At 72.6% G+C, this 19224-nt stretch carries 24 protein-coding genes and 3 tRNA genes; 14 read left to right on the forward strand and 13 right to left on the reverse strand.

The genetic code is table 11. The features are described 5' to 3' along the window. Nucleotides 1–2: 2 nt before the first annotated feature. From ACIQLL_RS15305 to ACIQLL_RS15315, 3 genes are all read right to left on the reverse strand, one after another. Nucleotides 3–416: a MerR family transcriptional regulator gene (locus tag ACIQLL_RS15305; RefSeq protein ID WP_402468921.1), complete on the reverse strand. Its 414-nt coding sequence runs from the start codon at nucleotides 414–416 to the stop codon at nucleotides 3–5. Continuing rightward, the gene (locus ACIQLL_RS15310; RefSeq protein ID WP_402468924.1) at nucleotides 413–847 is read right to left on the reverse strand and encodes a hypothetical protein; all 435 of its coding nucleotides are present in this window, start codon (nucleotides 845–847) and stop codon (nucleotides 413–415) included. Before ACIQLL_RS15310 ends, ACIQLL_RS15305 begins: the two co-directional genes overlap by 4 nt. Before the next feature lie 75 nt (nucleotides 848–922). Beyond that, nucleotides 923–2137 (reverse strand): YeiH family protein, encoded by a 1215-nt coding sequence (locus ACIQLL_RS15315; protein ID WP_402468926.1) that lies wholly within the window; start codon nucleotides 2135–2137, stop codon nucleotides 923–925. Nucleotides 2138–2206: 69 nt separating this feature from the next. Here ACIQLL_RS15315 and ACIQLL_RS15320 point away from each other — a divergent pair, with 69 nt between their 5' ends. Continuing rightward, a complete protein-coding gene (locus ACIQLL_RS15320; RefSeq protein ID WP_402468929.1) occupies nucleotides 2207–3106 on the forward strand; it encodes a LysR family transcriptional regulator in 900 nt (299 codons plus the stop codon). On the opposite strand, the gene ACIQLL_RS15325 is transcribed toward ACIQLL_RS15320, so the two are convergent. Further along, nucleotides 3075–3842, reverse strand: coding sequence for a class I SAM-dependent methyltransferase (locus ACIQLL_RS15325; RefSeq protein WP_402468932.1), 768 nt, complete (start codon nucleotides 3840–3842; stop codon nucleotides 3075–3077). The two genes, ACIQLL_RS15320 and ACIQLL_RS15325, sit on opposite strands and share 32 nt — an antisense overlap. Before the next feature lie 172 nt (nucleotides 3843–4014). On the opposite strand from ACIQLL_RS15325, the gene ACIQLL_RS15330 reads away from it, so the two are divergent. The 3 genes from ACIQLL_RS15330 to ACIQLL_RS15340 all read left to right on the forward strand — a co-directional run bounded on the left by ACIQLL_RS15330 (nucleotide 4015) and on the right by ACIQLL_RS15340 (nucleotide 4384). Then, nucleotides 4015–4086 (forward strand) — tRNA-Gln (locus ACIQLL_RS15330). Between the two features lie 98 nt (nucleotides 4087–4184). Further along, nucleotides 4185–4257: transfer RNA gene (locus ACIQLL_RS15335), tRNA-Glu, on the forward strand. A 54-nt stretch (nucleotides 4258–4311) separates the two neighbouring features. Next, a tRNA-Glu gene (locus tag ACIQLL_RS15340) sits at nucleotides 4312–4384 on the forward strand. Between the two features lie 112 nt (nucleotides 4385–4496). On the opposite strand, the gene ACIQLL_RS15345 is transcribed toward ACIQLL_RS15340, so the two are convergent. From ACIQLL_RS15345 to ACIQLL_RS15355, 3 genes are all read right to left on the reverse strand, one after another. Further along, the gene (locus ACIQLL_RS15345; RefSeq protein ID WP_402468934.1) at nucleotides 4497–5387 is read right to left on the reverse strand and encodes a PH domain-containing protein; all 891 of its coding nucleotides are present in this window, start codon (nucleotides 5385–5387) and stop codon (nucleotides 4497–4499) included. 2 nt (nucleotides 5388–5389) lie between these two features. Next, nucleotides 5390–5557, reverse strand: a complete 168-nt coding sequence (locus ACIQLL_RS15350) for a hypothetical protein (RefSeq protein WP_402468937.1) — start codon at nucleotides 5555–5557, stop codon at nucleotides 5390–5392. 100 nt (nucleotides 5558–5657) lie between these two features. Further along, nucleotides 5658–6377 (reverse strand): IclR family transcriptional regulator, encoded by a 720-nt coding sequence (locus tag ACIQLL_RS15355; RefSeq protein WP_402468940.1) that lies wholly within the window; start codon nucleotides 6375–6377, stop codon nucleotides 5658–5660. Nucleotides 6378–6507: 130 nt separating this feature from the next. On the opposite strand from ACIQLL_RS15355, the gene leuC reads away from it, so the two are divergent. Together leuC and leuD are read left to right on the forward strand one after the other, a co-directional pair. Further along, entirely contained in the window at nucleotides 6508–7983 is a 1476-nt protein-coding gene (gene leuC / locus ACIQLL_RS15360) for a 3-isopropylmalate dehydratase large subunit (protein ID WP_402468943.1), read from the forward strand. 25 nt (nucleotides 7984–8008) lie between these two features. After that, nucleotides 8009–8647 carry a 3-isopropylmalate dehydratase small subunit gene (gene leuD / locus ACIQLL_RS15365; RefSeq protein WP_402468946.1) on the forward strand — a complete coding sequence of 213 codons (639 nt, stop codon included), beginning with the start codon at nucleotides 8009–8011 and terminating at the stop codon, nucleotides 8645–8647. A gap of 45 nt (nucleotides 8648–8692) precedes the next feature. Here the strand turns inward: leuD and ACIQLL_RS15370 are convergent, their stop codons facing one another. After that, entirely contained in the window at nucleotides 8693–9628 is a 936-nt protein-coding gene (locus ACIQLL_RS15370) for an LLM class flavin-dependent oxidoreductase (RefSeq protein ID WP_402468949.1), read from the reverse strand. A gap of 33 nt (nucleotides 9629–9661) precedes the next feature. Here ACIQLL_RS15370 and rnhA point away from each other — a divergent pair, with 33 nt between their 5' ends. Together rnhA and lpdA are read left to right on the forward strand one after the other, a co-directional pair. After that, the gene (gene rnhA, locus ACIQLL_RS15375; protein ID WP_402468952.1) at nucleotides 9662–10105 is read left to right on the forward strand and encodes a ribonuclease HI; all 444 of its coding nucleotides are present in this window, start codon (nucleotides 9662–9664) and stop codon (nucleotides 10103–10105) included. Between the two features lie 79 nt (nucleotides 10106–10184). Next, nucleotides 10185–11588, forward strand: coding sequence for a dihydrolipoyl dehydrogenase (lpdA, locus tag ACIQLL_RS15380; RefSeq protein WP_402468955.1), 1404 nt, complete (start codon nucleotides 10185–10187; stop codon nucleotides 11586–11588). A gap of 125 nt (nucleotides 11589–11713) precedes the next feature. Here the strand turns inward: lpdA and ACIQLL_RS15385 are convergent, their stop codons facing one another. The 3 genes from ACIQLL_RS15385 to ACIQLL_RS15395 all read right to left on the reverse strand — a co-directional run bounded on the left by ACIQLL_RS15385 (nucleotide 11714) and on the right by ACIQLL_RS15395 (nucleotide 14129). Further along, on the reverse strand, nucleotides 11714–12619 hold the full coding sequence (locus ACIQLL_RS15385) for a nucleotidyl transferase AbiEii/AbiGii toxin family protein (protein ID WP_402468958.1): 906 nt from the start codon (nucleotides 12617–12619) through the stop codon (nucleotides 11714–11716). Next, complete coding sequence (locus ACIQLL_RS15390) at nucleotides 12616–13191, reverse strand: type IV toxin-antitoxin system AbiEi family antitoxin domain-containing protein (protein ID WP_402468961.1); 576 nt, start codon at nucleotides 13189–13191, stop codon at nucleotides 12616–12618. The genes ACIQLL_RS15385 and ACIQLL_RS15390 overlap by 4 nt, the downstream gene beginning before the upstream one ends. Nucleotides 13192–13826: 635 nt before the next feature. Next, nucleotides 13827–14129, reverse strand: a complete 303-nt coding sequence (locus ACIQLL_RS15395) for a hypothetical protein (RefSeq protein ID WP_402468964.1) — start codon at nucleotides 14127–14129, stop codon at nucleotides 13827–13829. A 146-nt stretch (nucleotides 14130–14275) separates the two neighbouring features. Between ACIQLL_RS15395 and ACIQLL_RS15400 the strand changes: the two genes are divergently transcribed. The 3 genes from ACIQLL_RS15400 to ACIQLL_RS15410 all read left to right on the forward strand — a co-directional run bounded on the left by ACIQLL_RS15400 (nucleotide 14276) and on the right by ACIQLL_RS15410 (nucleotide 15472). Then, a complete protein-coding gene (locus tag ACIQLL_RS15400; protein WP_402468967.1) occupies nucleotides 14276–14467 on the forward strand; it encodes a hypothetical protein in 192 nt (63 codons plus the stop codon). Nucleotides 14468–14540: 73 nt separating this feature from the next. Next, nucleotides 14541–14873 (forward strand): hypothetical protein, encoded by a 333-nt coding sequence (locus tag ACIQLL_RS15405; RefSeq protein WP_402468970.1) that lies wholly within the window; start codon nucleotides 14541–14543, stop codon nucleotides 14871–14873. A gap of 140 nt (nucleotides 14874–15013) precedes the next feature. Next, nucleotides 15014–15472, forward strand: coding sequence for a hypothetical protein (locus ACIQLL_RS15410; RefSeq protein WP_402468973.1), 459 nt, complete (start codon nucleotides 15014–15016; stop codon nucleotides 15470–15472). A 375-nt stretch (nucleotides 15473–15847) separates the two neighbouring features. Here ACIQLL_RS15410 and ACIQLL_RS15415 read toward each other — a convergent pair whose 3' ends face one another. Next, nucleotides 15848–16462, reverse strand: a complete 615-nt coding sequence (locus ACIQLL_RS15415) for a TetR/AcrR family transcriptional regulator (RefSeq protein WP_402468976.1) — start codon at nucleotides 16460–16462, stop codon at nucleotides 15848–15850. A 62-nt stretch (nucleotides 16463–16524) separates the two neighbouring features. Between ACIQLL_RS15415 and ACIQLL_RS15420 the strand changes: the two genes are divergently transcribed. Then, nucleotides 16525–16695 carry a hypothetical protein gene (locus ACIQLL_RS15420; RefSeq protein ID WP_402468978.1) on the forward strand — a complete coding sequence of 57 codons (171 nt, stop codon included), beginning with the start codon at nucleotides 16525–16527 and terminating at the stop codon, nucleotides 16693–16695. A gap of 105 nt (nucleotides 16696–16800) precedes the next feature. Here ACIQLL_RS15420 and ACIQLL_RS15425 read toward each other — a convergent pair whose 3' ends face one another. Continuing rightward, nucleotides 16801–17787, reverse strand: coding sequence for an alpha/beta hydrolase (locus ACIQLL_RS15425; protein ID WP_402468981.1), 987 nt, complete (start codon nucleotides 17785–17787; stop codon nucleotides 16801–16803). 141 nt (nucleotides 17788–17928) lie between these two features. Here ACIQLL_RS15425 and ACIQLL_RS15430 point away from each other — a divergent pair, with 141 nt between their 5' ends. Together ACIQLL_RS15430 and ACIQLL_RS15435 are read left to right on the forward strand one after the other, a co-directional pair. Continuing rightward, the gene (locus ACIQLL_RS15430) at nucleotides 17929–18621 is read left to right on the forward strand and encodes an MSMEG_4193 family putative phosphomutase (RefSeq protein WP_402468984.1); all 693 of its coding nucleotides are present in this window, start codon (nucleotides 17929–17931) and stop codon (nucleotides 18619–18621) included. 9 nt (nucleotides 18622–18630) lie between these two features. Next, entirely contained in the window at nucleotides 18631–19200 is a 570-nt protein-coding gene (locus tag ACIQLL_RS15435) for a DUF3090 domain-containing protein (protein WP_402468987.1), read from the forward strand. Nucleotides 19201–19224: the final 24 nt, after the last annotated feature.

Genomic DNA, 19224 nt, shown 5'->3' on the forward strand with positions numbered 1-19224 from the left:
GGTCAGCCGACGGGCACGGCGGCGTCGCCGGCCAGCGCGGCCACGACCGGGCACGGTGTGCGCGGACCGGCGCACGGGTCGTCCAGGAGTTCCTGGAGGGCCGTGCGGACCCGACGCAGGTCGTCGAGCCGCGCGTCGATCTCGGCCAGCTTGGCCGTGCCGACCTCCTGCACCTCGGCCGCGACGACGTCGTGGCGGCCCCCGCCGGCCAGCGCGGCGAGCTCCGCGAGCTCGGCGAGGGTGAACCCGAGCTCCTGACCGCGCCGGAGGAACCGCACCCGGGCCACGTCCTGCGGGGAGTAGGTGCGGTACCCGTTCCCGGAGCGCTCCGGCGGCGGCAGCACCCCGCGGCGCTCGTAGAACCGCACCGTGGAGACCTTGACGCCTGCCCGGCGGGCGAGCTCGGAGATGGTCATGCCGCGAGCGTAGGCGACGCCGCCGCGGTACGTACCGCCGCCAGGACGGCGCCGCCCTGGACGGCGAACCACCCGACCTCGACCACCAGGAACGCGGCGACGATCGCCGTCGCCCCCTGGGTCAGGGCGACCACCATGCCGAGGCTGAACAGCGCGCGGGCGACGGTGTCGGCGGCGCCGAGCGCGAGCGTGGGACGCCGCAGGCGCACCACGGACCACACGACGACGACGGCACCCATGAGGTTGGCGAAGAGCACGGTCAGCGGGTCGTCCGCGGGCGGGACCGTGCCGGACAGCCCGGCCGCCCCGTGGAGGCGGACCAGCAGGTCGACGGCGACGGCGGCCGTCCAGGGCAGGGCGAAGCCGCCGGTGGCGACGAGGTCGTAGACGGCCGAGGCCCTCACGACGCGCAGTGCGGTAGAGGTGTGCATGGAGCGACCGTGCACCCTGCACCCCGGTGCAGGGTCAAGCGGTCCCGAAGCCGGGCGACGCGGTCCGTTCGCGGTTCAGGGTGCCAGGAGCAGGACCGCGGCGAGGGCCGTCGTGGTGACGACGACGGCGGCGCACGCCCCGAGGAGCAGCGGTCGCCGTCCGGTGCGGATCAGCCGGGGGACGTCGACGCCGAGCCCGAGGGCGAACATGGCGGCCACGAACAGCGCCGTCGTGGCGTGGGCGGCGCCGTCGAGCACGAGCGGCGGGACGACACCGAGGCTGCGCAGCACCACCGCGCCGAGGAAGCCCAGCACGAAGCCGGGGACGAGTGCGGGCCGTGTGCCGCCGTCGGCGGAGGCCCCGCCGTCGCCCCCCGCGAGGAGGTGCGAGCCGGTGCCGGTGCGCGGTGCCGCGAGCGCTGCCCGCCGGGCGCGCACGGCCCCCGCGGTGGCCACCACGGGGGCGAGCAGCACCACCCGGGCGAGCTTGGCCACGGTGGCCGTCGCGAGCGCGGCCGCCGCCGGGACAGCGCCCGCAGCGGCGACGACCTGGGCGACCTCCTGCACGCTCGCGCCGATCCACAGCCCGGACTGGGTCGCCGTGAGTCCCAGGAGGCCGGCGAGCCAGGGCAGGGCGACGACGGCGGCGGTCCCGTAGAGCGCGACCAGCGCGAGCGCGACGGCGGCGGCGGCGCCGGGCCCGTCGTCGCCGCGCGGGTCGTCGCCGGGCGGCGGTGGGGCGGGCGTCCCGTCGGTGGCGGGGGACCGGCGCGCCGGGACGCGGTCGAGGACGCCGGTCATCGCCGACACGGCGGCCGCACCGCAGATCGAGAAGCCGGTGGCCACCAGCAGCGTGGCGTCCCGCCCGACGCCGAGCCGGCGGCCGATCGCGAGCGTGGCGGTGAACGTGACCGTCACGGTGAGGGCGACGACGGCGACGCCGCGCCACCCGAGCCCGAGCACGTCGCCGAGCGAGAGCTGCAGACCCAGCAGCACCACCCCGGCGCGCAGCACGTACCGGGCGGTCCAGGCGGTCCCGGGGCCGACGGCGTCCAGGACCTGCGCGGCGAGAGGCCGACGACCGGGGGCCGTGGACCGCCGGCCGCTGACCCGCCGCTCGGCGTCCCGGCGCGCCGCGGCGCCGAGCACCGATCCCGTGGCCGCGCCCACCAGCAGCGCCAGCACCAGCGGGGACAGTGCCGGGGCCACCTGCGCGAGCGCGGGGGCGAGCGCGAGCAGGAGCGCGGTGGCGCCGGCGGCGATCCCGAGGCCGGGGACGAGGCGGGTCATGGCTCCACCCTCGCGGAGGCCCCGGCGCTCCGGAAGGCCGACCTGGTGATCCATCCATAGACTCGCCCTATGGCAGACCGCACCTCGCTCGCCGCGTTCGAGCTGCTCGTGGCCGTCGACACCCACGGGTCCATCAGCGCGGCGGCGCGCGCTCTCGGGATCGCGCAGCCCACCGCGTCCGCGGGGCTGCGCCGGGTCGAGCGGCGCCTGGGGCTGGAGCTCGTCGCCCGGGGTGCCCGCGGCACCGCGCTGACACCGACCGGGCGGGCCGTGGCCGGCTGGGCCCGGGAGGTGGTGACGGCCTCCGACCGCTTCGAGGCCTCGGTGGCGGGCCTGCGCTCCGGGCCGTCGACGGCGCTGCGGGTGGCGGCGAGCCTGACGGTCGCCGAGTACCTCGTGCCCCGGTGGCTCGCGCTGCTCGCAGCACGGGGTGACGGCGCCGAGGTCGAGCTGGTGGTGCGCAACTCCAGCGACGTCATGGACCTCGTGCTGGCCGACGAGGCCGACCTCGGGTTCGTGGAGAGTCCCGACGTGCGCCGGGGGCTGCGCAGCCGGACCGTCGCGCGCGACGAGCTGGTCGCCGTCGTCGCGCCGTCGCACGCGTGGGCCCGGCGTCGGTCCGTGCGGCCCGACGAGCTGCTGGATCAGCGGCTCGTGCTGCGCGAGGCCGGCTCCGGGACCCGGCAGATCCTCGAGCGGGCGCTCGCCGGCGTCGGGCGGGCACTGCCGCCGCACCTGCCGACCCTGGGCTCGACGGCGGCACTGAAGGCCGCCGTCCGGCACGGTGGGCAGGTGGCGGTGCTGTCGGCCCTGACGGTGGCCGACGACGTCGACTCCGGGCGGCTGGTCGCCCTCGGCGTCGCAGGGGTCGACCTGTCCCGGCGGCTCCGCGTCGTCTGGCGCGACGGGGTCACGCCGTCCGCCGCCGCCCGGCGGCTCAGCGCCGTCGCGCGCGGTACGCCGTCGTGACGTAGGGCAGGGCGATCTCGGTGGTGCCGGCCAGGTCGGGGTGGGTGACCACCAGGTCGTCCACCTGTTGCAGGAGCGGTTCGCGTTCCGCGTCGGGCAGAGTCAGGAAGTAGCTCCGCGAGGCCGCCAGCAGCCGCAGGTCGGAGGTGGCCATCCGGTGCCCCCAGGGGTGCTCGGTGCGCTCCGCGCCGTCGAAGGCCTCGCCGAGCTCCGGGGCGCGGACGCTGTGGGCGCCGTCCGGCTCCAGCCGGTCCCCGCGGTGCAGGATCTCGCCCAGGCGGGCGACCCACTCGATGCGCTCGTCGCGGTCGTTCCACACGATGCCGAGGTGTCCACCCGGGCGCAGCACGCGGGCGATCTCGGCCGCGGCGCGTGCGGGATCGAACCAGTGCCACGCCTGGCCGACCGTGACCGCGTCGACGGAGGCGTCGGGCACCGGGATCTCCTCGGCGGTGCCGACCTGGGCCTCGACCTGGGGGAACGTGTCGCGCAGGTGGGCGAGCATCGGCTCGGACGGGTCGACCGCGACCACCTCGAGGCAGCCGTGCTCGACCAGGCGCCGGGTCAGCAGCCCGGTGCCGGCGCCGAGGTCCAGCACACGTGTGGCGCCGTCGGGGAGCATCCACGCGACGGCCTCGGCCGGGTAGGTGGGACGCACGTGGGCGTAGACGTCCGCGCCCTGCGCGAAGGAGGCGGCGCGGTCAGTGCGGGAGGCGGGGTCCGGCGTCGTCGGCATGGTGGCAGCGTGCCACGTCCGGGGCGGTCGTGACGTGACGAAGGGCACCGGGGTCCGCGTTTGGAATCCGCCGGTGGTGTCCGGTAATGTTCTGGGTCGTTGGGCCTCTTCGGGCAGGTCCGATCGGCGCCGGTCCACGGTGTCGGTTTTGCCCGGGGATGTTCACATACCATGGGGTATGGTGTAATTGGCAGCACGAGAGATTCTGATTCTCTTAGTCTAGGTTCGAGTCCTGGTACCCCAGCGCAGCACCTCGGCGCTCCGTTGACGGACCACGATCGGTCCCAGGGCGTGCGCTAAGGTTCTCTCGGCACATCGGTCCTCGCGGCCGATGATCCACAGGCCCCCATCGTCTAGCGGCCTAGGACGCCGCCCTCTCACGGCGGTAACACGGGTTCAAATCCCGTTGGGGGTACGCATCCACCCGAGCTCGGGTGACGTGCAGGTTCCGGAGACGGAACCACGTCCGGCCCCCATCGTCTAGCGGCCTAGGACGCCGCCCTCTCACGGCGGTAACACGGGTTCAAATCCCGTTGGGGGTACACAGTGCGAGGCCCGGTCCCAGGGGACCGGGCCTTCGTCGTGTGCGGACAGGCTGCCGGCAGCCAGTCGCGGACCGCGGGACCTTCCCCCGGCACGCTGGATCGGCACGGCTCAGAGGAACGGGTCGGGCACCGTGGTCCCGGGTCCGTCGCTCGACGGCGGGTCGTACGGTGAGCGTTCGCTGCCACGGCTGCGCGCCGGGCGCCGGGACGACGCCGGACGGCCCTGGCGCGGCCGGGTGCGTCCGGACGGCCCGGCCACCTCGGAAGAGTCGAACGGTTGCGGCACGGTGACCCCGCCCGTCGCCTGCCAGGTCGGTGCCCCCGGTGCCGGACGGGACGCGTCCTGCGGAGCGGGGCTCCGGCTCTCGGCGGGGTGCGCGGCTCCCCGGCCGGGAGGCGGGACGATCGGCAGCTCCGCCGTCGTCGGCCGGGGTTCACGGCGACCGGAGGGCACGACCGACGGGGGCGGACCCTCGCTGCGTCGTGGCTGGCCCTGTCCGGGCTGGGTGCGCGGCATGAAGATCGTGTCGCACAGCGTCCGGTAGGTGTGGTCCGGGTTCGGCACGTAGTCGACCTGACGCAGCGCCTGGTCCTGACCGGCCGACTCCATGACGAACCGTCCGTAGCCGAGCACCTGGCCCGTCGGCGTGCGCGAGTACCCCATGTCGGTGACCTTCACCAGCGGCATCATCGCCACCTTGTGGATGATGAACCCGTAGGTGAGGATCAGGCGCTTGTCGGTGGCCACGAACCACTCGTAGTTCCACTCGGCCCAGCGGAACAGGAAGCGCCCGGCCGCGACCGCCCACAGCAGCCAGACCCAGCCGGTGCCGGTGGTGCTGTGCAGCCAGGCGACCAGCACGGTGACGGCGAGCGCCGTGGCGATCGGCTCGAGGATCTTGGCCCAGTGCAGACGGGTCGCGACGGTCACCGTCTCGCCGGTCAGGAGGTACCGGCGCAGGTGGCGGTGCGTGCGGACGGCCTCGTCGGGCGGCTCCACGGTCAGTTCAGCAGCCCGCCCAAGAACTCGCCGAACGCAGCCACCGCGTTGACGATCACGTCCCAGATCGCGGAGACGACCTCGGACGCGCGGTCCGGGCTGTTGTAGATCGCGAAGATCACGAAGATCACCACGAGCCAGATCAGGATGGTCTTGGCCTTGGCCGGCATCGGGTCCTCAAGCCTCTCGGTTGACGGGACGGAATCGCCTCGCTGGCCAGGAGCCTACTGACCTTGTCCAGGTCAGCGCAGCAATCCGGTCGGCGTGCCGTCACTCACCGGCGCGCTGCAGGACCTCCGTGAGGCGGTTGGCCGTGGCCACGACCGACGCCGAGTGCAGGCGTCCCGGCTGCCGGGTCAGGCGCTCGACCGGCCCGGAGACCGAGACGGCCGCGACCACGCGACCGGACGGCCCGCGCACGGGCGCCGAGACGGAGGCGACCCCGAGCTCGCGCTCCGAGACCGACTGGGCCCAGCCGCGCCGTCGGACGCCCGACAGGATGGTGGCGGTGAAGACCGCCTCGCGCAGGCCGCGGTGCAGGCGGTCCGGCTCCTCCCAGGCGAGCAGGATCTGCGCGGCCGACCCGGCGTGCATCGTCAGCGTGGCGCCGACGGGGATCGAGTCCCGCAGGCCGACCGGACGCTCGGCGGCGGCGACGCACACCCGGTGGTCGCCCTGGCGGCGGTAGAGCTGCGCGCTCTCGCCCGTGTGGTCGCGCAGCGCCGTGAGCACCGGGTTGGCGGCTGCCAGGAGGCGGTCCTCCCCGGCGGCCGTCGCGAGCTCGTTGAGGCGCGGTCCGAGCACGAAGCGGCCCTGCATGTCCCGGGCCACGAACCGGTGGTGCTCGAGCGCGACGGCGAGCCGGTGCGCCGTCGGGCGGGCCAGTCCGGTCGAGGAGACGAGCTGCGCCAGGGTGGCCGGGCCGGCCTCGAGTGCACCGAGTACGGACGCGGCCTTGTCCAGTACGCCGACTCCGCTAGTATCGTCCATAGGTCGATACTGACGTCTCGCTTGGTGAGATTGCAAGTCCTACGTAGAACGAGGACGCGAACGGGCACGTCGGCTTCGCACACACTGAAGGACGACAGCCGCCCACGAGGCGGCGGACGAGGAGCTCGTGATGGCCGGCACGCTGGCAGAGAAGGTCTGGGGGGCGCACCTGGTGCGTCGGGGAGTCGACGGAGCACCCGACCTGCTCTACATCGACCTCCACCTCGTGCACGAGGTCACCAGCCCGCAGGCGTTCGAGGGGCTGCGGCTGGCCGGTCGACCCGTGCGGCGTCCCGACCTCACGCTCGCCACGGAGGACCACAACACCCCGACGCTCGACATCGACCTGCCGATCGCGGACCTCACGAGCCGCACGCAGATCGACACGCTGCGCAACAACGCCGCCGAGTTCGGCGTCCGCATCCACTCCCTGGGCGACGCCGACCAGGGCATCGTCCACCAGGTGGGCCCGCAGCTCGGGCTGACGATGCCGGGCCTGACGGTGGTGTGCGGCGACTCCCACACCTCCACCCACGGCGCGTTCGGCGCGCTCGCCTTCGGCATCGGCACCTCCGAGGTCGAGCACGTGCTCGCCACCCAGACCCTGCCGCTGACGCCGTTCAAGACGATGGCGATCACGGTCGACGGGGAGCTGCCCCCCGGCGCCACCTCCAAGGACATCATCCTGGCGATCATCGCCAAGATCGGCACCGGCGGCGGTCAGGGCTACGTCCTCGAGTACCGCGGCGAGGCCATCCGCAAGCTCTCGATGGAGGCGCGGATGACGATCTGCAACATGTCCATCGAGGCCGGCGCCCGCGCCGGCATGATCGCCCCCGACGAGACCACGTTCGAGTACCTGAAGGGCCGTCCGCACGCTCCCGAGGGCGCGGACTGGGACGAGGCCGTCGAGTACTGGAAGACGCTGCGCTCCGACGACGACGCCACCTTCGACGCGGAGGTCGTCCTCGAGGCCGCCGACCTCGAGCCGTTCGTCACCTGGGGGACCAACCCCGGCCAGGGCCTGCCGCTGAGCGCGAACGTGCCCGTCCCCGCGGAGATCGCCGACGAGGGCGAGCGGGTCAGCGCCGAGCGTGCGCTCGAGTACATGGGGCTCGAGCCCGGCATGCCGCTGCGCGACGTCACGGTGGACACCGTGTTCATCGGTTCGTGCACCAACGGCCGCATCGAGGACCTCCGGTCGGTGGCCAAGGTCCTCCAGGGCCGCCACAAGGCCGAGGACGTGCGCGTGCTGGTGGTCCCGGCGTCGGCCCGTGTCCGCCTGCAGGCCGAGGCCGAGGGCCTGGACGTCATCTTCAAGGAGTTCGGCGCCGAGTGGCGCAACGCCGGGTGCTCCATGTGCCTGGGCATGAACCCCGACCAGCTCGCCCCCGGCGAGCGGGCGGCGTCCACGTCCAACCGCAACTTCGAGGGCCGGCAGGGCAAGGGCGGCCGCACCCACCTGGTCTCGCCGCTCGTCGCCGCCGCCACGGCCATCCGCGGCACGCTCTCGTCGCTGTCCGACCTGGAGCTGGACGCCGACGTCGACCTGACCACGTTCGACGGCACGCCGCTGGCGCCGCTGTCCGCCCCCTCGTTCGTCTGAGCCCCCCGCGCTTCTAGGAGTCACCATGGAGAAGATCACCACCCACACCGGCGTCGGGGTGCCGCTGCGCCGCAGCAACGTCGACACCGACCAGATCATCCCGGCCGTCTACCTCAAGCGGGTCACGCGTACCGGTTTCGAGGACGCGCTGTTCGCCGCCTGGCGCGGCGACCCGGAGTTCGTGCTCAACCAGGAGGCGTACTCCTCCGGCTCGGTGCTCGTGGCCGGACCCGACTTCGGCACCGGCTCGTCGCGCGAGCACGCCGTCTGGGCGCTCAAGGACTACGGGTTCCGCGTCGTGCTGGCCTCCCGGTTCGCCGACATCTTCCGCGGCAACTCCGGCAAGCAGGGTCTCGTGGCCGGCATCGTCGCCCAGGAGGACATCGAGCTGCTCTGGAAGATCCTCGAGGCCAAGCCCGGCACCGAGGTCACCGTCGACCTGGAGACGCGCACCGCGCACGCCGACGACGTCACCGTGCCGTTCCAGATCGACGACTACACGCGCTGGCGCCTCATGGAGGGCCTGGACGACATCGGCCTGACCCTGCAGAACGAGGCCGACATCACCGCGTTCGAGGAGCAGCGGGCCGCCTGGCGCCCGAGGACGCTGCCGGCCAAGCACCTGCCGAAGGTCGAGATCGAGCCGGCGCGGCCCGTGTCCTGACGCGGCTCGTGTCGCGTGCTCCGGGGTCGCGCGGCCCCGGAGCCGTCACAGGACGGGCGGGCCCTGGCGGGCTCGGTCCAGCAGGAACTCGTGCGTCGTGGTGGTCGGGTCCCACCAGGACTCCATCCACCAGGTCGCCCCGGCGTCCGCCATCGCGCGCGCCTGCCGAGCGGCCGTCCCCGGGTCGGCGTCGAGGCGGCCCTGGACGACCACGTCGAACGGCCCGGCGTCGACGGCACGGTGCTCGGCGAGCCAGTTGACCAGCTCCCTGACCTGCTCCGGTCCCGCCTCGGCGTCCTCGGGGGAGTCGCCGCGCACCTGGGGCACGATGCCGTCCCACCGCAGCGCACGGTCCAGGCTGCGGCGGGGCGGCCGCCGGGCGTCCCAGACCCCGACGGGCCACACCGGGACCCGGCCGCGGACCGGTGGCTGCGGGAAGCGGAACGGCCCCGTGGCCGTCCAGGCACCGTCGTGCTCGAACGACTCGCCGGACCACGAGCGCTCCAGCCAGTCGAGCACCTCGTCGAGAGCGCGAGCGCGGTCGCGCAGCGCCGTGGGCTGGCCCGCCACGGACGAGAACGCGTGGTCCACGGGCACGCCGAGTCCGACGGGCAGCACGAGGCGCCCGCCGGAGAGATGGTCCACCGTGAGCACCTGCTGGGCGAGCTCCCACGGCCGACGGCGGGGGAGCGCGAGCACGACCGCGCCGAGCGTGAGCCGCTCCGTGGCCGTCGCGACCGCGGCCAGGATGCCGAACGGGTCCCAGGTGGGGTGCGCGTCGAACCCCTCGGCGCCGATGTCCACGCCGTCCCAGGTGAAGAACCCGTCCCAGCCGTGCTCCTCGCACTCCCGGGCGAGCCGCACCTGCTCCAGGGGTGTGCCGAAGCTGCCGATGAACCCGAACCTCACGATGCCTCCCGGGATGCGTGCCGCCGTCGTCCCCTCCTTGCGCGCGGTGAGTCCGAGGCTACGCCGGTCCACCGACAACTCGTCTCGCCGCATAGGGTGGCCCGCGTGGACGACAAGCCGGCAGTGGAGATCTGGACCGACGGTGCCTGCAAGGGCAACCCCGGGCTCGGGGGATGGGGTGCGCTGCTGAAGTCCGGCGGGCACGCCAAGGAGCTGTTCGGCGGCGAGAAGGTCACCACCAACAACCGCATGGAGCTCACCGCCGTCGTCGAGGCGCTGCGCGCGCTCAAGGGACCCAGCGCCGTCACCGTGCACACCGACTCGTCCTACGTGATGAACGGCATGAAGACGTGGATCGCGGGTTGGAAGCGCAACGGCTGGCAGACGTCGGCCAAGAAGCCCGTCAAGAACGTCGACCTGTGGCAGGCCCTGGACGCCGAGGTCGCCCGGCACGAGGTGCGCTGGATCTGGGTCAAGGGGCACGCCGGCGACCCGGGCAACGAGCGTGCCGACCAGCTCGCCAACGACGGCGTCGACTCCGTGCGCTGAGACCCGCGCAGCCCCGCCCTCGTGCCGGTGCGACGCACGTCACGCCGCACCATGCCACGACACCTCATAGGGTGGCCTCATGGCTTCCCACTACGACGTCGTCCTCCTCGGAGCTGGCCCCGGCGGCTACGTCGCCGCGATCCGTGCGGCACAGCTCGGCAAGTCCGTCGCCATCATCGAGGAGAAGTACTGGGGTGGTGTGTGCCTCAACGTGGGCTGCATCCCCTCCAAGGCCCTCCTGCGCAACGCGGAGCTCGCGCACCTGTTCACCCACCAGGCCGACTTCTTCGGCATGTCGGGCGACGTGACGTTCGACTTCGGCAAGGCGTTCGACCGGTCCCGCGAGGTGGCGGACGGGCGGACCAAGGGCGTCCACTTCCTCATGAAGAAGAACAAGATCACCGAGTACGACGGACGCGGAACGTTCCGCGACGCGAACACGATCGAGGTGGCGCTGAACGCCGGCGGCACCGAGACGGTGACCTTCGACAACGCGATCATCGCGACCGGCTCGCGCGTCAAGCTGCTGCCGGGCGTCGAGCTCTCCGAGAACGTCGTGACCTACGAGAAGCAGATCATGACGCGCGACCTGCCGAAGTCGATCGCCATCGTCGGCGCCGGCGCCATCGGCATGGAGTTCGCCTACGTCCTGAAGAACTACGGCGTGGACGTCACCATCGTCGAGTTCCTCGACCGTGCGCTGCCGAACGAGGACGCGGCCGTCTCCAAGGAGATCGCCAAGCAGTACAAGAAGCTCGGCGTGAAGATCCTGACCTCCACCGCCGTGCAGTCCGTCCAGGACAACGGCTCGTCCGTGAAGGTCGAGTACAAGGGCGTCAAGGACGACAAGCCCGGCTCGCTCGAGGTCGACAAGGTCCTCATGGCCGTCGGCTTCGCCCCGGCCGTCGAGGGCTTCGGCCTGGAGAACACCGGCGTGCAGCTCGACGAGCGCGGCGCCATCGCCATCGACGACCACATGCGGACCAACGTGCCGCACCTGTTCGCCATCGGTGACGTCACGGCCAAGCTCATGCTCGCCCACGTCGCCGAGGCGCAGGGCGTCGTCGCCGCCGAGACGATCGGCGATGCCGAGACGATGACGCTCGGCGACTACCGCATGATGCCGCGAGCCACGTTCTGCCAGCCGCAGGTCGCCTCGTTCGGCCTCACCGAGGAGCAGGCCAAGGCCGAGGGCTACGACGTCAAGGTCTCGAACTTCCCGTTCATGGCCAACGGCAAGGCCCACGGGCTCGGCGACCCCACCGGCTTCGTCAAGCTGGTGGCCGACGCCACGTACAACGAGCTGCTCGGCGCGCACATGATCGGCCCCGACGTCTCCGAGCTGCTGCCCGAGCTCACGCTCGCGCAGAAGTGGGACCTCACCGCCGACGAGGTCGCGCGCAACGTGCACACGCACCCGACGCTGTCCGAGTCCGTCCAGGAGGCCATCCACGGGCTCGCGGGGCACATGATCAACCTCTGATCACCGGCGCCGCCGCCCGACGGTGGTGCTGCCGTCGCGCACAGAGGCCCGGACCTGCGAGTCGTCGCAGGTCCGGGCCTTTCTCTGTGTCTGATCCTGGTGGACGACGGGGGTCGGCCGAGGAACTACCGAGGCCCATGCCAGATGGACTCGGCCGGGTCCCACGTGAGACCGGCGGCCCGGCCGGTCAGCACGGGGTCGGCGAACGCTACGACGTCGTCGAGCACGGTCACGATATCGGCGGGCATGTGAGGTGATCCCGAGCCGCGCAGCCAACGGGACCAACGCGTCTGGACGAGCGGAGCGAATCCATCGAGCACGTCGGCCAGCGGGCGCAGCGTCGCCCTGCGGTGACGCGCAACTTCCCCGACGGCGCGAATGACGTCGTCGGCGTTGACAGCGTGGTTCCTGGACAGGCTCCACACATCACCGAAATCGCGCCATCGAGTGTTGGCCAGGCCGCGCTGGACGGCGGTGACGATCTTCTCGGCGTAGACCATGTGGATCGGGTAGCCCCTCAGGGTGATCGCCTCGCCGCCGCGAAGGCGTGGGACGGCGACGTCAGACGGCGCGGGCCAGATCGGGTCGCCGACGTTGACGTCCACGTGGATCGGAAGGCGGGCCGTGGCCAAGCGTGCGTCAACGTGCACGCGCACGCCTTGGTACTCGTCGTCCTCGCGGATTGTCTTCGCTCGCGCGGTTTCCGGTAGGAACTCGATGCCGTCGTCGTCCGGTAGCACGGTCGCGGCGACTTCGGTCACGAGCGCGCTGACGGCGTCGACATCGTTGGCGGTCTCGAGCGCTGCGAGGTCGATGTCCTTGGTGGGGCGGCGCGACCCGAAGGCAGCCAGCAGCACGCCACCCTTGAGGACGAAGTGGTCGCGCTCGGAACTCGCCGCGAGTCGGGCCAGGAAACCCTCGAGCACGTACATCTGGTGCAGTTCCTGTGTGGGCCGCTTGGAGCGGCGCGCTTGGTTCTGCAGATCCAGGTAGGCATCTCCCGCGGGCGTGCCGTGCGTCGGTCGGGTCACAGCAGGATCTCCATGGTTTGTCGCAGAGGGGTCAAGGCGCGTGGAAAGTCGCGAGCCATGCGGAGCAGCTCCGACGGTTGGCCGCCGCTCCGCAGCCACCGCTTCAGAGACTCGTTGGCGAGCTCGGGGCCCTCGAGGGACCGCATCCGAAAAGCGTCGATGATGCTGCGCTCGGCCGAGTACAGCCCGATGGTCGCCATGTCCCCGATGTCCAGCAGGCTCCTGCCGATGGGGAATGTCTTGGTATCGAAGTGTCGCCAGCGAACCGGTGTCTCGGTGCTCGGGGTCCATGCACCGCGAGGGATCGCGATGTCGATCTGGGCGGGGATGTCGTCGATGAGGTTGTGGCGGGCCAGGGCCGAACGCAAGCAGAGGGTCGCATCGGGGGTGCGGGACGTGATCTCGATGAGATCGTCGTCGCCCGCGAGGCCGCGCTTGCGGTACAGACCGCGGGCGATCGCGACGATCTCTCCCTCGTCGACAAGCTTTCGGAACTGCCGTTCGTTGAAGAGCTCCCGGGCGCGGGAGTAGCGGAACGTCGACGGTAGGGCGGTGAGCAGGTCTGCGGACACGACAACCACCTCCGTAGGAGAACCTCTACACCAACACATTGACTGTAAAGGTTTTCCTGCGGCGAGTCGAGGTCTGGTCGGTTGGGCAAGTTCCCCGCGCCCTCGCGCGTTGATGGGCGCGCTCGTTCGGTCGGGTCAGCCGCCGCGTAGGGAAACCTTGACAGCACTCGAGCTGCTGTCAAGGTTTCCCTACGTCCATCGGCGCGCGGCCCGCGCCGTCGTCCCCAGCACGCTCGATGCCTTCGACAAGGCCTGCTTTCCACGGGGCGAAACAGAGACGTAGCGGCTTCTGTCGTGTGGAACGACATCTTCTATGCGCTCTTCGTCGTCGGCGGGCGGCTCGACACCCTGGCGCGTCGGTCGTCGGGGTCGATGCGACGGTGCATAAGGTCGGCGCGCTCCATGCGGGCGAGCAGGCCGCTGGCGCCTGCGTGGAGGCCTGCAGCGCGGCCGTGTCCTCGCCGATCGTCGTGCCGGGGTGGTCGGCGAGGTGCAGCAGCACGCCGGCGGCGGGGGGGGGGATCCCTGGTCGCCGCTTCCGGCGGTGTGTGCGGCGCCGCGCCGGGCGATCCACCGCCGCATCTGGAGTTCCGCCGCCGCGACGGTGAGGAACACCAGCCGTGGCGTGCGGTGTGTCATCGTCGCGGCTTCCTGGCGCGGAAGCGGACGTTGCCGTCCTCCTGGGGAGGCGCAGCGCCGGCGCGTGCGTCGAGCCAGGCGAGGAGCTCGGGCCACAGCGTGTCACCGACGGCGAGGACGTCGCCGGTGACACGCGCGGCGTCGGCGGCGGCAGTCATGGTCGAGTCCTCGAAGAAGTAGCCCGGCATGGTCGACCAGCGGCTCCACTCGCGCATCGCCGCGGCGGGCATGTCCTCCCCGAGGCTGAGGCGGCGGCCGGGGACGTAGCCCAGCACCCGGGCCGTCGCGGGGCCGAGCACCCGCAGGATCAGCCGGACGCGCCCGATCGGCGCGGTCGGGGATCGTGGTCGTCGCGGCGACGTGGGACGCGACCGTGGTGGCCCGCGCGACCAGCACCCGTGCTCGGGCGGGTCCGAGAGAGGGATATGTGTGGCACTCTGCGGTCGTGAACGTGCCCAATCGCCCGCGACGGGGCTTCTGGCATCAGGTGTGGCGACCTTTTCGGGCCCTCGGGCGCGGCATCGCGAGAGTCGCGGAGTTCTTTGACCTCATCAGCGTCGTCGTGAACGTCGGACGCGGCATCGTCTGGCTCGTCCGCGGCGCCGGGAGCGTCGTGGCGCGCGCCTTCGACTGGTGACGACCCGCCCTCGGCGCGAACTTCGCCCGCTTGAACAGATGACGACGGCGACGAGCCCGGCGACGATGTCGCCATGAACGCCGTGAGCCACTCGGTCGCCGACACGACCCCGCGCTATGACCATGGACCGCGTACCTTCGACGACGCCCTGAAGGACTTTGGCTTCGACGCGCCGTGGCTTCGTTCCTGGTTGGTCGACGCGATCGACGGGATCGACGGTGGTGCGGGGTGGGGTGGCTACCAGTTCTGGACGCCGCCGTACCGTGGCTACATCGCCGTGGGGGAGCCGCGCGACGAGCGTGGGACGAAGTGGAGTGTCGGCGTGTACGTGCGGCGCCGGAGCCTCCAGTACCCCGACGGCGGGAAGTGGCCGACGGTCTACTTCCCGGCAGCGTCCATGGCGTGATCCGAACGGCGCGGCCTGGGGCCTTCGGTCACGACCTGTTGCGGACGCGCAACGCGCGCGTTCACACGTCTGGCACCCCAGGCCGACCGAGTCCGGTCGCAGGTTTCGCGAGTCGGCGCGATTGCGGCATCATTCCGTCCGTGACGAGCGCCGGTGGCGAAGTGCCCAACGATCGCGAGACGATCGAGCTTCGCTGCTTGGCGTCCATGCTGCGCAGCGACTTGGCCACCAGCGCCGAGGTGTCTGGGCCCAGCGTCGACAGTGACGTCGAAGGCTTCTCCGTGCGACCTGCGACGGACGGCGCGCTGGAGGTCTGGCTGATGCACGACGCGGACGGCATCATCGTCGGGCTTGAGGGATGCCCGGGCTGGCAGATGCCGCGGACGCCGTCGAGTGTGGACGTGGTCCGAGTGGTCGTCGATGCGGTGGTGGCGGGAAGGGTCGAGGTCGGAAAGGGGTGGAAGGTGCGCTCGTACCGGGTCGCGCTGCCCGATGGGACGGTCTTGGAGGACAGCGCGAAGGGCGTGCTCGCTTCGCTTTTCGAGATGCCGTGGAAGCCCCGCATGCGTTGGGTCAGCGCGAGGGCGTACGCCAACTGACGTCGGAGATCGATCGCTGCGGATCGGCGGTGTGATCCTGGCGTTGATCGTTCGTGGAGTCCGCCGCACACCTGCCACGTGTGACGGTCTCGATGCGCGTGATCTCCGTCGGGCAGAGGTCCGCCTATCGACTGTGGTGGGTCGTGACCGGTGACGGGAACGAGCTGCAGGCGTCAGCGTTCACCAGGTATTTCACCGGGGCGTGCACACCGCCCGGCGTGTGGATGGGCCAAGGCGTCGGGCACCTCGGCGACGGTGCCCTGACGGTGACGCCGGCGCCGTTGCGGGCGCTGCTCGGTCGGGGCGTGGACCCGGTGCGGGTGTGTCGCTGGGGCGCCGGTTCCGACCCGCCGCGCCGACACCGCCCGGCCGTCGTCAGCCCGTGGCTCCGGAGACGGCGTCCGTATCGACGGCGAGCCCGTCGACCATGGTGGTGAGTGCGGCACGCCAGACGCGCTCGCTCTGGTCGGGCGGGAGCGCCCCGCGCAGCTGCAGGGACGCGAGGCCCTCGCAGAGGGCGTGGAATTCCTGGGCGGCCTCGTGCGGGTCTCGATGAGGGAGCAGCCCGGCCTCCTCCAAGCGTTCCAGCCGGACGAGCAGCCGGGCCGACGCACGCTGCCCGGACCGGTGAGTGAGGGTTCCCGGACCGGCCTTGGCGCGCTGTATCGCAGCGCGCAGCAGGCCGGGACGCTCCGTGGCGAGGCGACGGAACGCGTCGGCGCCGGCATCGATCAGCCCCGATCTCGGCTCGGACCGCAGCGGCTGGGCGTCCAGCGCGGCCGCCAAGTGGTCGAAGGCGCGTGCACCGAGCGCGTCGAGCAGGCCCTCCCGGGACCCGAACAGGCTGTAGACGGCACGGGTGGTGGTGGCCGCCGAGCCGGCGACGCCGCGCACCGAGAGCGCCTCGAGGCCCTCCCGCTCGACGAGCGACTCGGCCGCGTCGAGCAAGGAACGGCGGGTGTGCTCGTCATGCAGCTGTGGTCGTCCCATGGTTCTCATCGTACTGCAACACTGTTACGGTACGGTGTGACGAAAAAATGTGGAGGCAGCCCATGGACAGGTACGGTCAGTACGTCTGGATCGCCCTCGGCGCCGCCGCCGGGTGGCTCGCCGCCTTTCTCCTTCCCGGGCTCGACGCCGGACTCGGTGTGCCGATCGGCACCGCCGTGGGGCTTGCCCTCGCCGGCGACCGGCACCGCGCCCCTGGCGGAGACCACCCGTAGGCGCCGGGCCGGTCACGCTCCGGCTGTGGGGCGTCCGACCGGTCAGAGCTCCGCCCCCCAGAGGCGTCGCCGCACGTGTGACGGCCGACGGCGCGCCCGCGCCGCTCAGTCGGCGAGCGAGTCCACGAACCGCACGGAGGCGGCGGAGATCTGCTCCCGCGCGTCGTCGTGGGAGATGGTCGGCACGCCGTCGCCGGGCTGGGGGCCGTAGTCGCCGAAGAAGGCGTGGACGGCGCCGTCGACGACGGTGAAGCTGCTCCCGGCCGGCAGGGTGGACCGCGACGCGTCGATCGTGGCCGGCGTGGACAGGCCGTCCTGCGATGCCGAGATCGACTGGACGGCGGCGGTCAGGCTGGTGCTGACGTCCCCGTTCGGGTAGGACGCGTACAGCAGCAGGCCGACGGCGGGCGCCGAGCCGTCGTCGGGCTCGTCCGCGGCGTCGGCGTCGGCGGACGCCACGACCCCGCCGAGGGAGTGCCCGCCCACGACCCACTGCTCGGCCTCGGGATGCCGCGCCCGGGCGTCGTCGAACGCTCCGGTGGCGAGGAACGCGATGCCCAGCGGCTGCTGGGCGACGACGACGGTGTGCCCGGCCTCGGCGAGCGGTCGCAGCACCGCGGCGTACGCCCGCGCCTCGACCTTCGCGCCGGGCTGGAAGAACACGGCGGTCCCGTCGCCGCCGTCGGCGGGCGTCAGTTCGATCCGGGTGGGTGACTCGGTGACGGTGACCTGGGCGTCGGACTCCAGCGCGGTCAGGGCGGGCTCGACGGCGCTGAACGGGCGCAGCCAGGCGGTCGCCGCGATCCACAGCGCCGCGCCGACGACCAGGACGACGTCGGCCGCCCGTCGCCAGCCGCGGTGTGCGGGCCGCGGGCGCGTCGAGCGCCACAGCACCAGCGCGCAGACCACCGCGGTCACGGCGAGCCACACGGCGTAGGCAGGGTGCCCGTGGACGACGGCGGCCCACGCCGTGGCGCAGGCCCACGCCACGACGGCCAGGCCGGCGGCGGCCACCGCCCGGACGGTCCAGGTGAGCCAGGCGGGGCGGACGGGGTCGGTGGTCTTCGGCGGGTGCTGTTCCGAGCGGGTCACGGACCTATCGTCGCCCATGGCCGGGCGGCGCGGCACCGGCGCTCGTGCTGGGTCCGTCACGCTTCGCGAGCCCGGACGGCGCGTGCGACGGCGTGCCGCGCGTCGTGCCCGACGGGTGCCCGACGTCGTAGGCTCCGGACCATGCCCACCGTCCTGCTCGTCCGTCACGGCCGCACCACCGCGAACGCCGACGGCGTCCTGGCGGGCCGCGCTCCCGGCGTGCGGCTCGACGACGTCGGTCGCGACCAGGCGGCCCGGACCGCGCAGCGGCTGGCGGCGGTGCCCCTCGCCGCGGTCGTGTCGAGCCCGCTCGAACGCTGCCGGGAGACGGCCCGCGCCGTCGTCGACCAGCAGGCCGGGGCGCCACCGGTCGTGACCGAGGACGGCCTGTGCGAGTGCGACTACGGTCGGTGGCAGGGCCGCGCCCTGCGCGACCTCGCGAAGGACCCCCTGTGGCCGCAGGTCCAGTCGCAGCCGTCGGCGGTGACCTTCCCGGGGGGTGAGTCGCTCGCGGCGATGCAGGCCCGGTCGGTGGCGGCGGTGCGCCGCCATGACGCGGCGCTCGCGCAGGAGCACGGCGAGGGCGCGGTGTGGGCCGCCGTCGCGCACGGCGACGTCATCAAGGCGGTGCTCGCTGACGCCCTGGGCATGCACCTCGACCTCTTCCAGCGCATCGCGGTGGGACCCGGCTCGGTCTCGATCGTGCGGTACGGCCCGCACCGCCCCGAGGTCGTGGCCACCAGCACCGACGCCGGGGACCTCGCGTGGCTGCGTGACGCCGGACCGGCCGGCGATGCCGCCGTCGGCGGTGGACCCGGCGCGGGAGCCTCCTAGAGTGGTGGCATGCCCACCCTCGTGCACGAGTTCGACTGGCCCGACCGGGTCGTGATCGGGACGGTCGGACGTCCCGGATCACGCACCTTCTACCTGCAGGCCCGTGCGGGCACCCGCACGTCCAGCATCGCGCTGGAGAAGCAGCAGTCGGCCGTGCTGGCGGAGATGATCGACCGGATGCTCGACGAGCTGATGGCGAAGGACGACACGCTGTCGATCCCGTCGGAGGCTCCGGCGGGGCTCGCCGACGACGAGCCCCTGGAGCAGCCGGTGGAGGAGGACTTCCGGACCGGGTCGATGCGGCTGGGCTGGGACCCGCGGACCGCGCAGCTGGTGATCGAGGCGTATCCCGTCGGTGAGGACCCGCCCGACGCCGCCGATGCCGGCGGCCTCGACGGCGCGGGGGACGACGACGCCGAGCCCCGCGAGATGCTGCTCGTGCGGATCCCCGTCGGCACCGCCCGGGCGTTCGCGCAGCGAGCCCGCCAGGTCGTCGACGCCGGCCGCCCGACGTGCCCGGACTGCGGGCTGCCGATGGACGAGGACGGGCACGAGTGCCCCCCGGACGACGACGCGTGAGCACCGTGGGTGCACCGAGCACCC

Source organism: Isoptericola aurantiacus (assembly GCF_044769875.1).
In the GTDB taxonomy this organism is placed as follows: domain Bacteria; phylum Actinomycetota; class Actinomycetes; order Actinomycetales; family Cellulomonadaceae; genus Isoptericola; species Isoptericola aurantiacus.

Bases quoted from the DNA above. Each gene is read 5' to 3' on its own strand.
- ACIQLL_RS15305 (WP_402468921.1), bottom strand. From the start codon at position 416: ATGACCATCTCCGAGCTCGCCCGCCGGGCAGGCGTCAAGGTCTCCACG.
- ACIQLL_RS15310 (WP_402468924.1), bottom strand. From the start codon at position 847: ATGCACACCTCTACCGCACTGCGCGTCGTGAGGGCCTCGGCCGTCTAC.
- ACIQLL_RS15315 (WP_402468926.1), bottom strand. From the start codon at position 2,137: ATGACCCGCCTCGTCCCCGGCCTCGGGATCGCCGCCGGCGCCACCGCG.
- ACIQLL_RS15320 (WP_402468929.1), top strand. From the start codon at position 2,207: ATGGCAGACCGCACCTCGCTCGCCGCGTTCGAGCTGCTCGTGGCCGTC.
- ACIQLL_RS15325 (WP_402468932.1), bottom strand. From the start codon at position 3,842: ATGCCGACGACGCCGGACCCCGCCTCCCGCACTGACCGCGCCGCCTCC.
- ACIQLL_RS15350 (WP_402468937.1), bottom strand. From the start codon at position 5,557: ATGCCGGCCAAGGCCAAGACCATCCTGATCTGGCTCGTGGTGATCTTC.
- ACIQLL_RS15355 (WP_402468940.1), bottom strand. From the start codon at position 6,377: ATGGACGATACTAGCGGAGTCGGCGTACTGGACAAGGCCGCGTCCGTA.
- leuC (WP_402468943.1), top strand. From the start codon at position 6,508: ATGGCCGGCACGCTGGCAGAGAAGGTCTGGGGGGCGCACCTGGTGCGT.
- leuD (WP_402468946.1), top strand. From the start codon at position 8,009: ATGGAGAAGATCACCACCCACACCGGCGTCGGGGTGCCGCTGCGCCGC.
- lpdA (WP_402468955.1), top strand. From the start codon at position 10,185: ATGGCTTCCCACTACGACGTCGTCCTCCTCGGAGCTGGCCCCGGCGGC.
- ACIQLL_RS15405 (WP_402468970.1), top strand. From the start codon at position 14,541: ATGAACGCCGTGAGCCACTCGGTCGCCGACACGACCCCGCGCTATGAC.
- ACIQLL_RS15415 (WP_402468976.1), bottom strand. From the start codon at position 16,462: ATGGGACGACCACAGCTGCATGACGAGCACACCCGCCGTTCCTTGCTC.
- ACIQLL_RS15420 (WP_402468978.1), top strand. From the start codon at position 16,525: ATGGACAGGTACGGTCAGTACGTCTGGATCGCCCTCGGCGCCGCCGCC.
- ACIQLL_RS15430 (WP_402468984.1), top strand. From the start codon at position 17,929: ATGCCCACCGTCCTGCTCGTCCGTCACGGCCGCACCACCGCGAACGCC.
- ACIQLL_RS15435 (WP_402468987.1), top strand. From the start codon at position 18,631: ATGCCCACCCTCGTGCACGAGTTCGACTGGCCCGACCGGGTCGTGATC.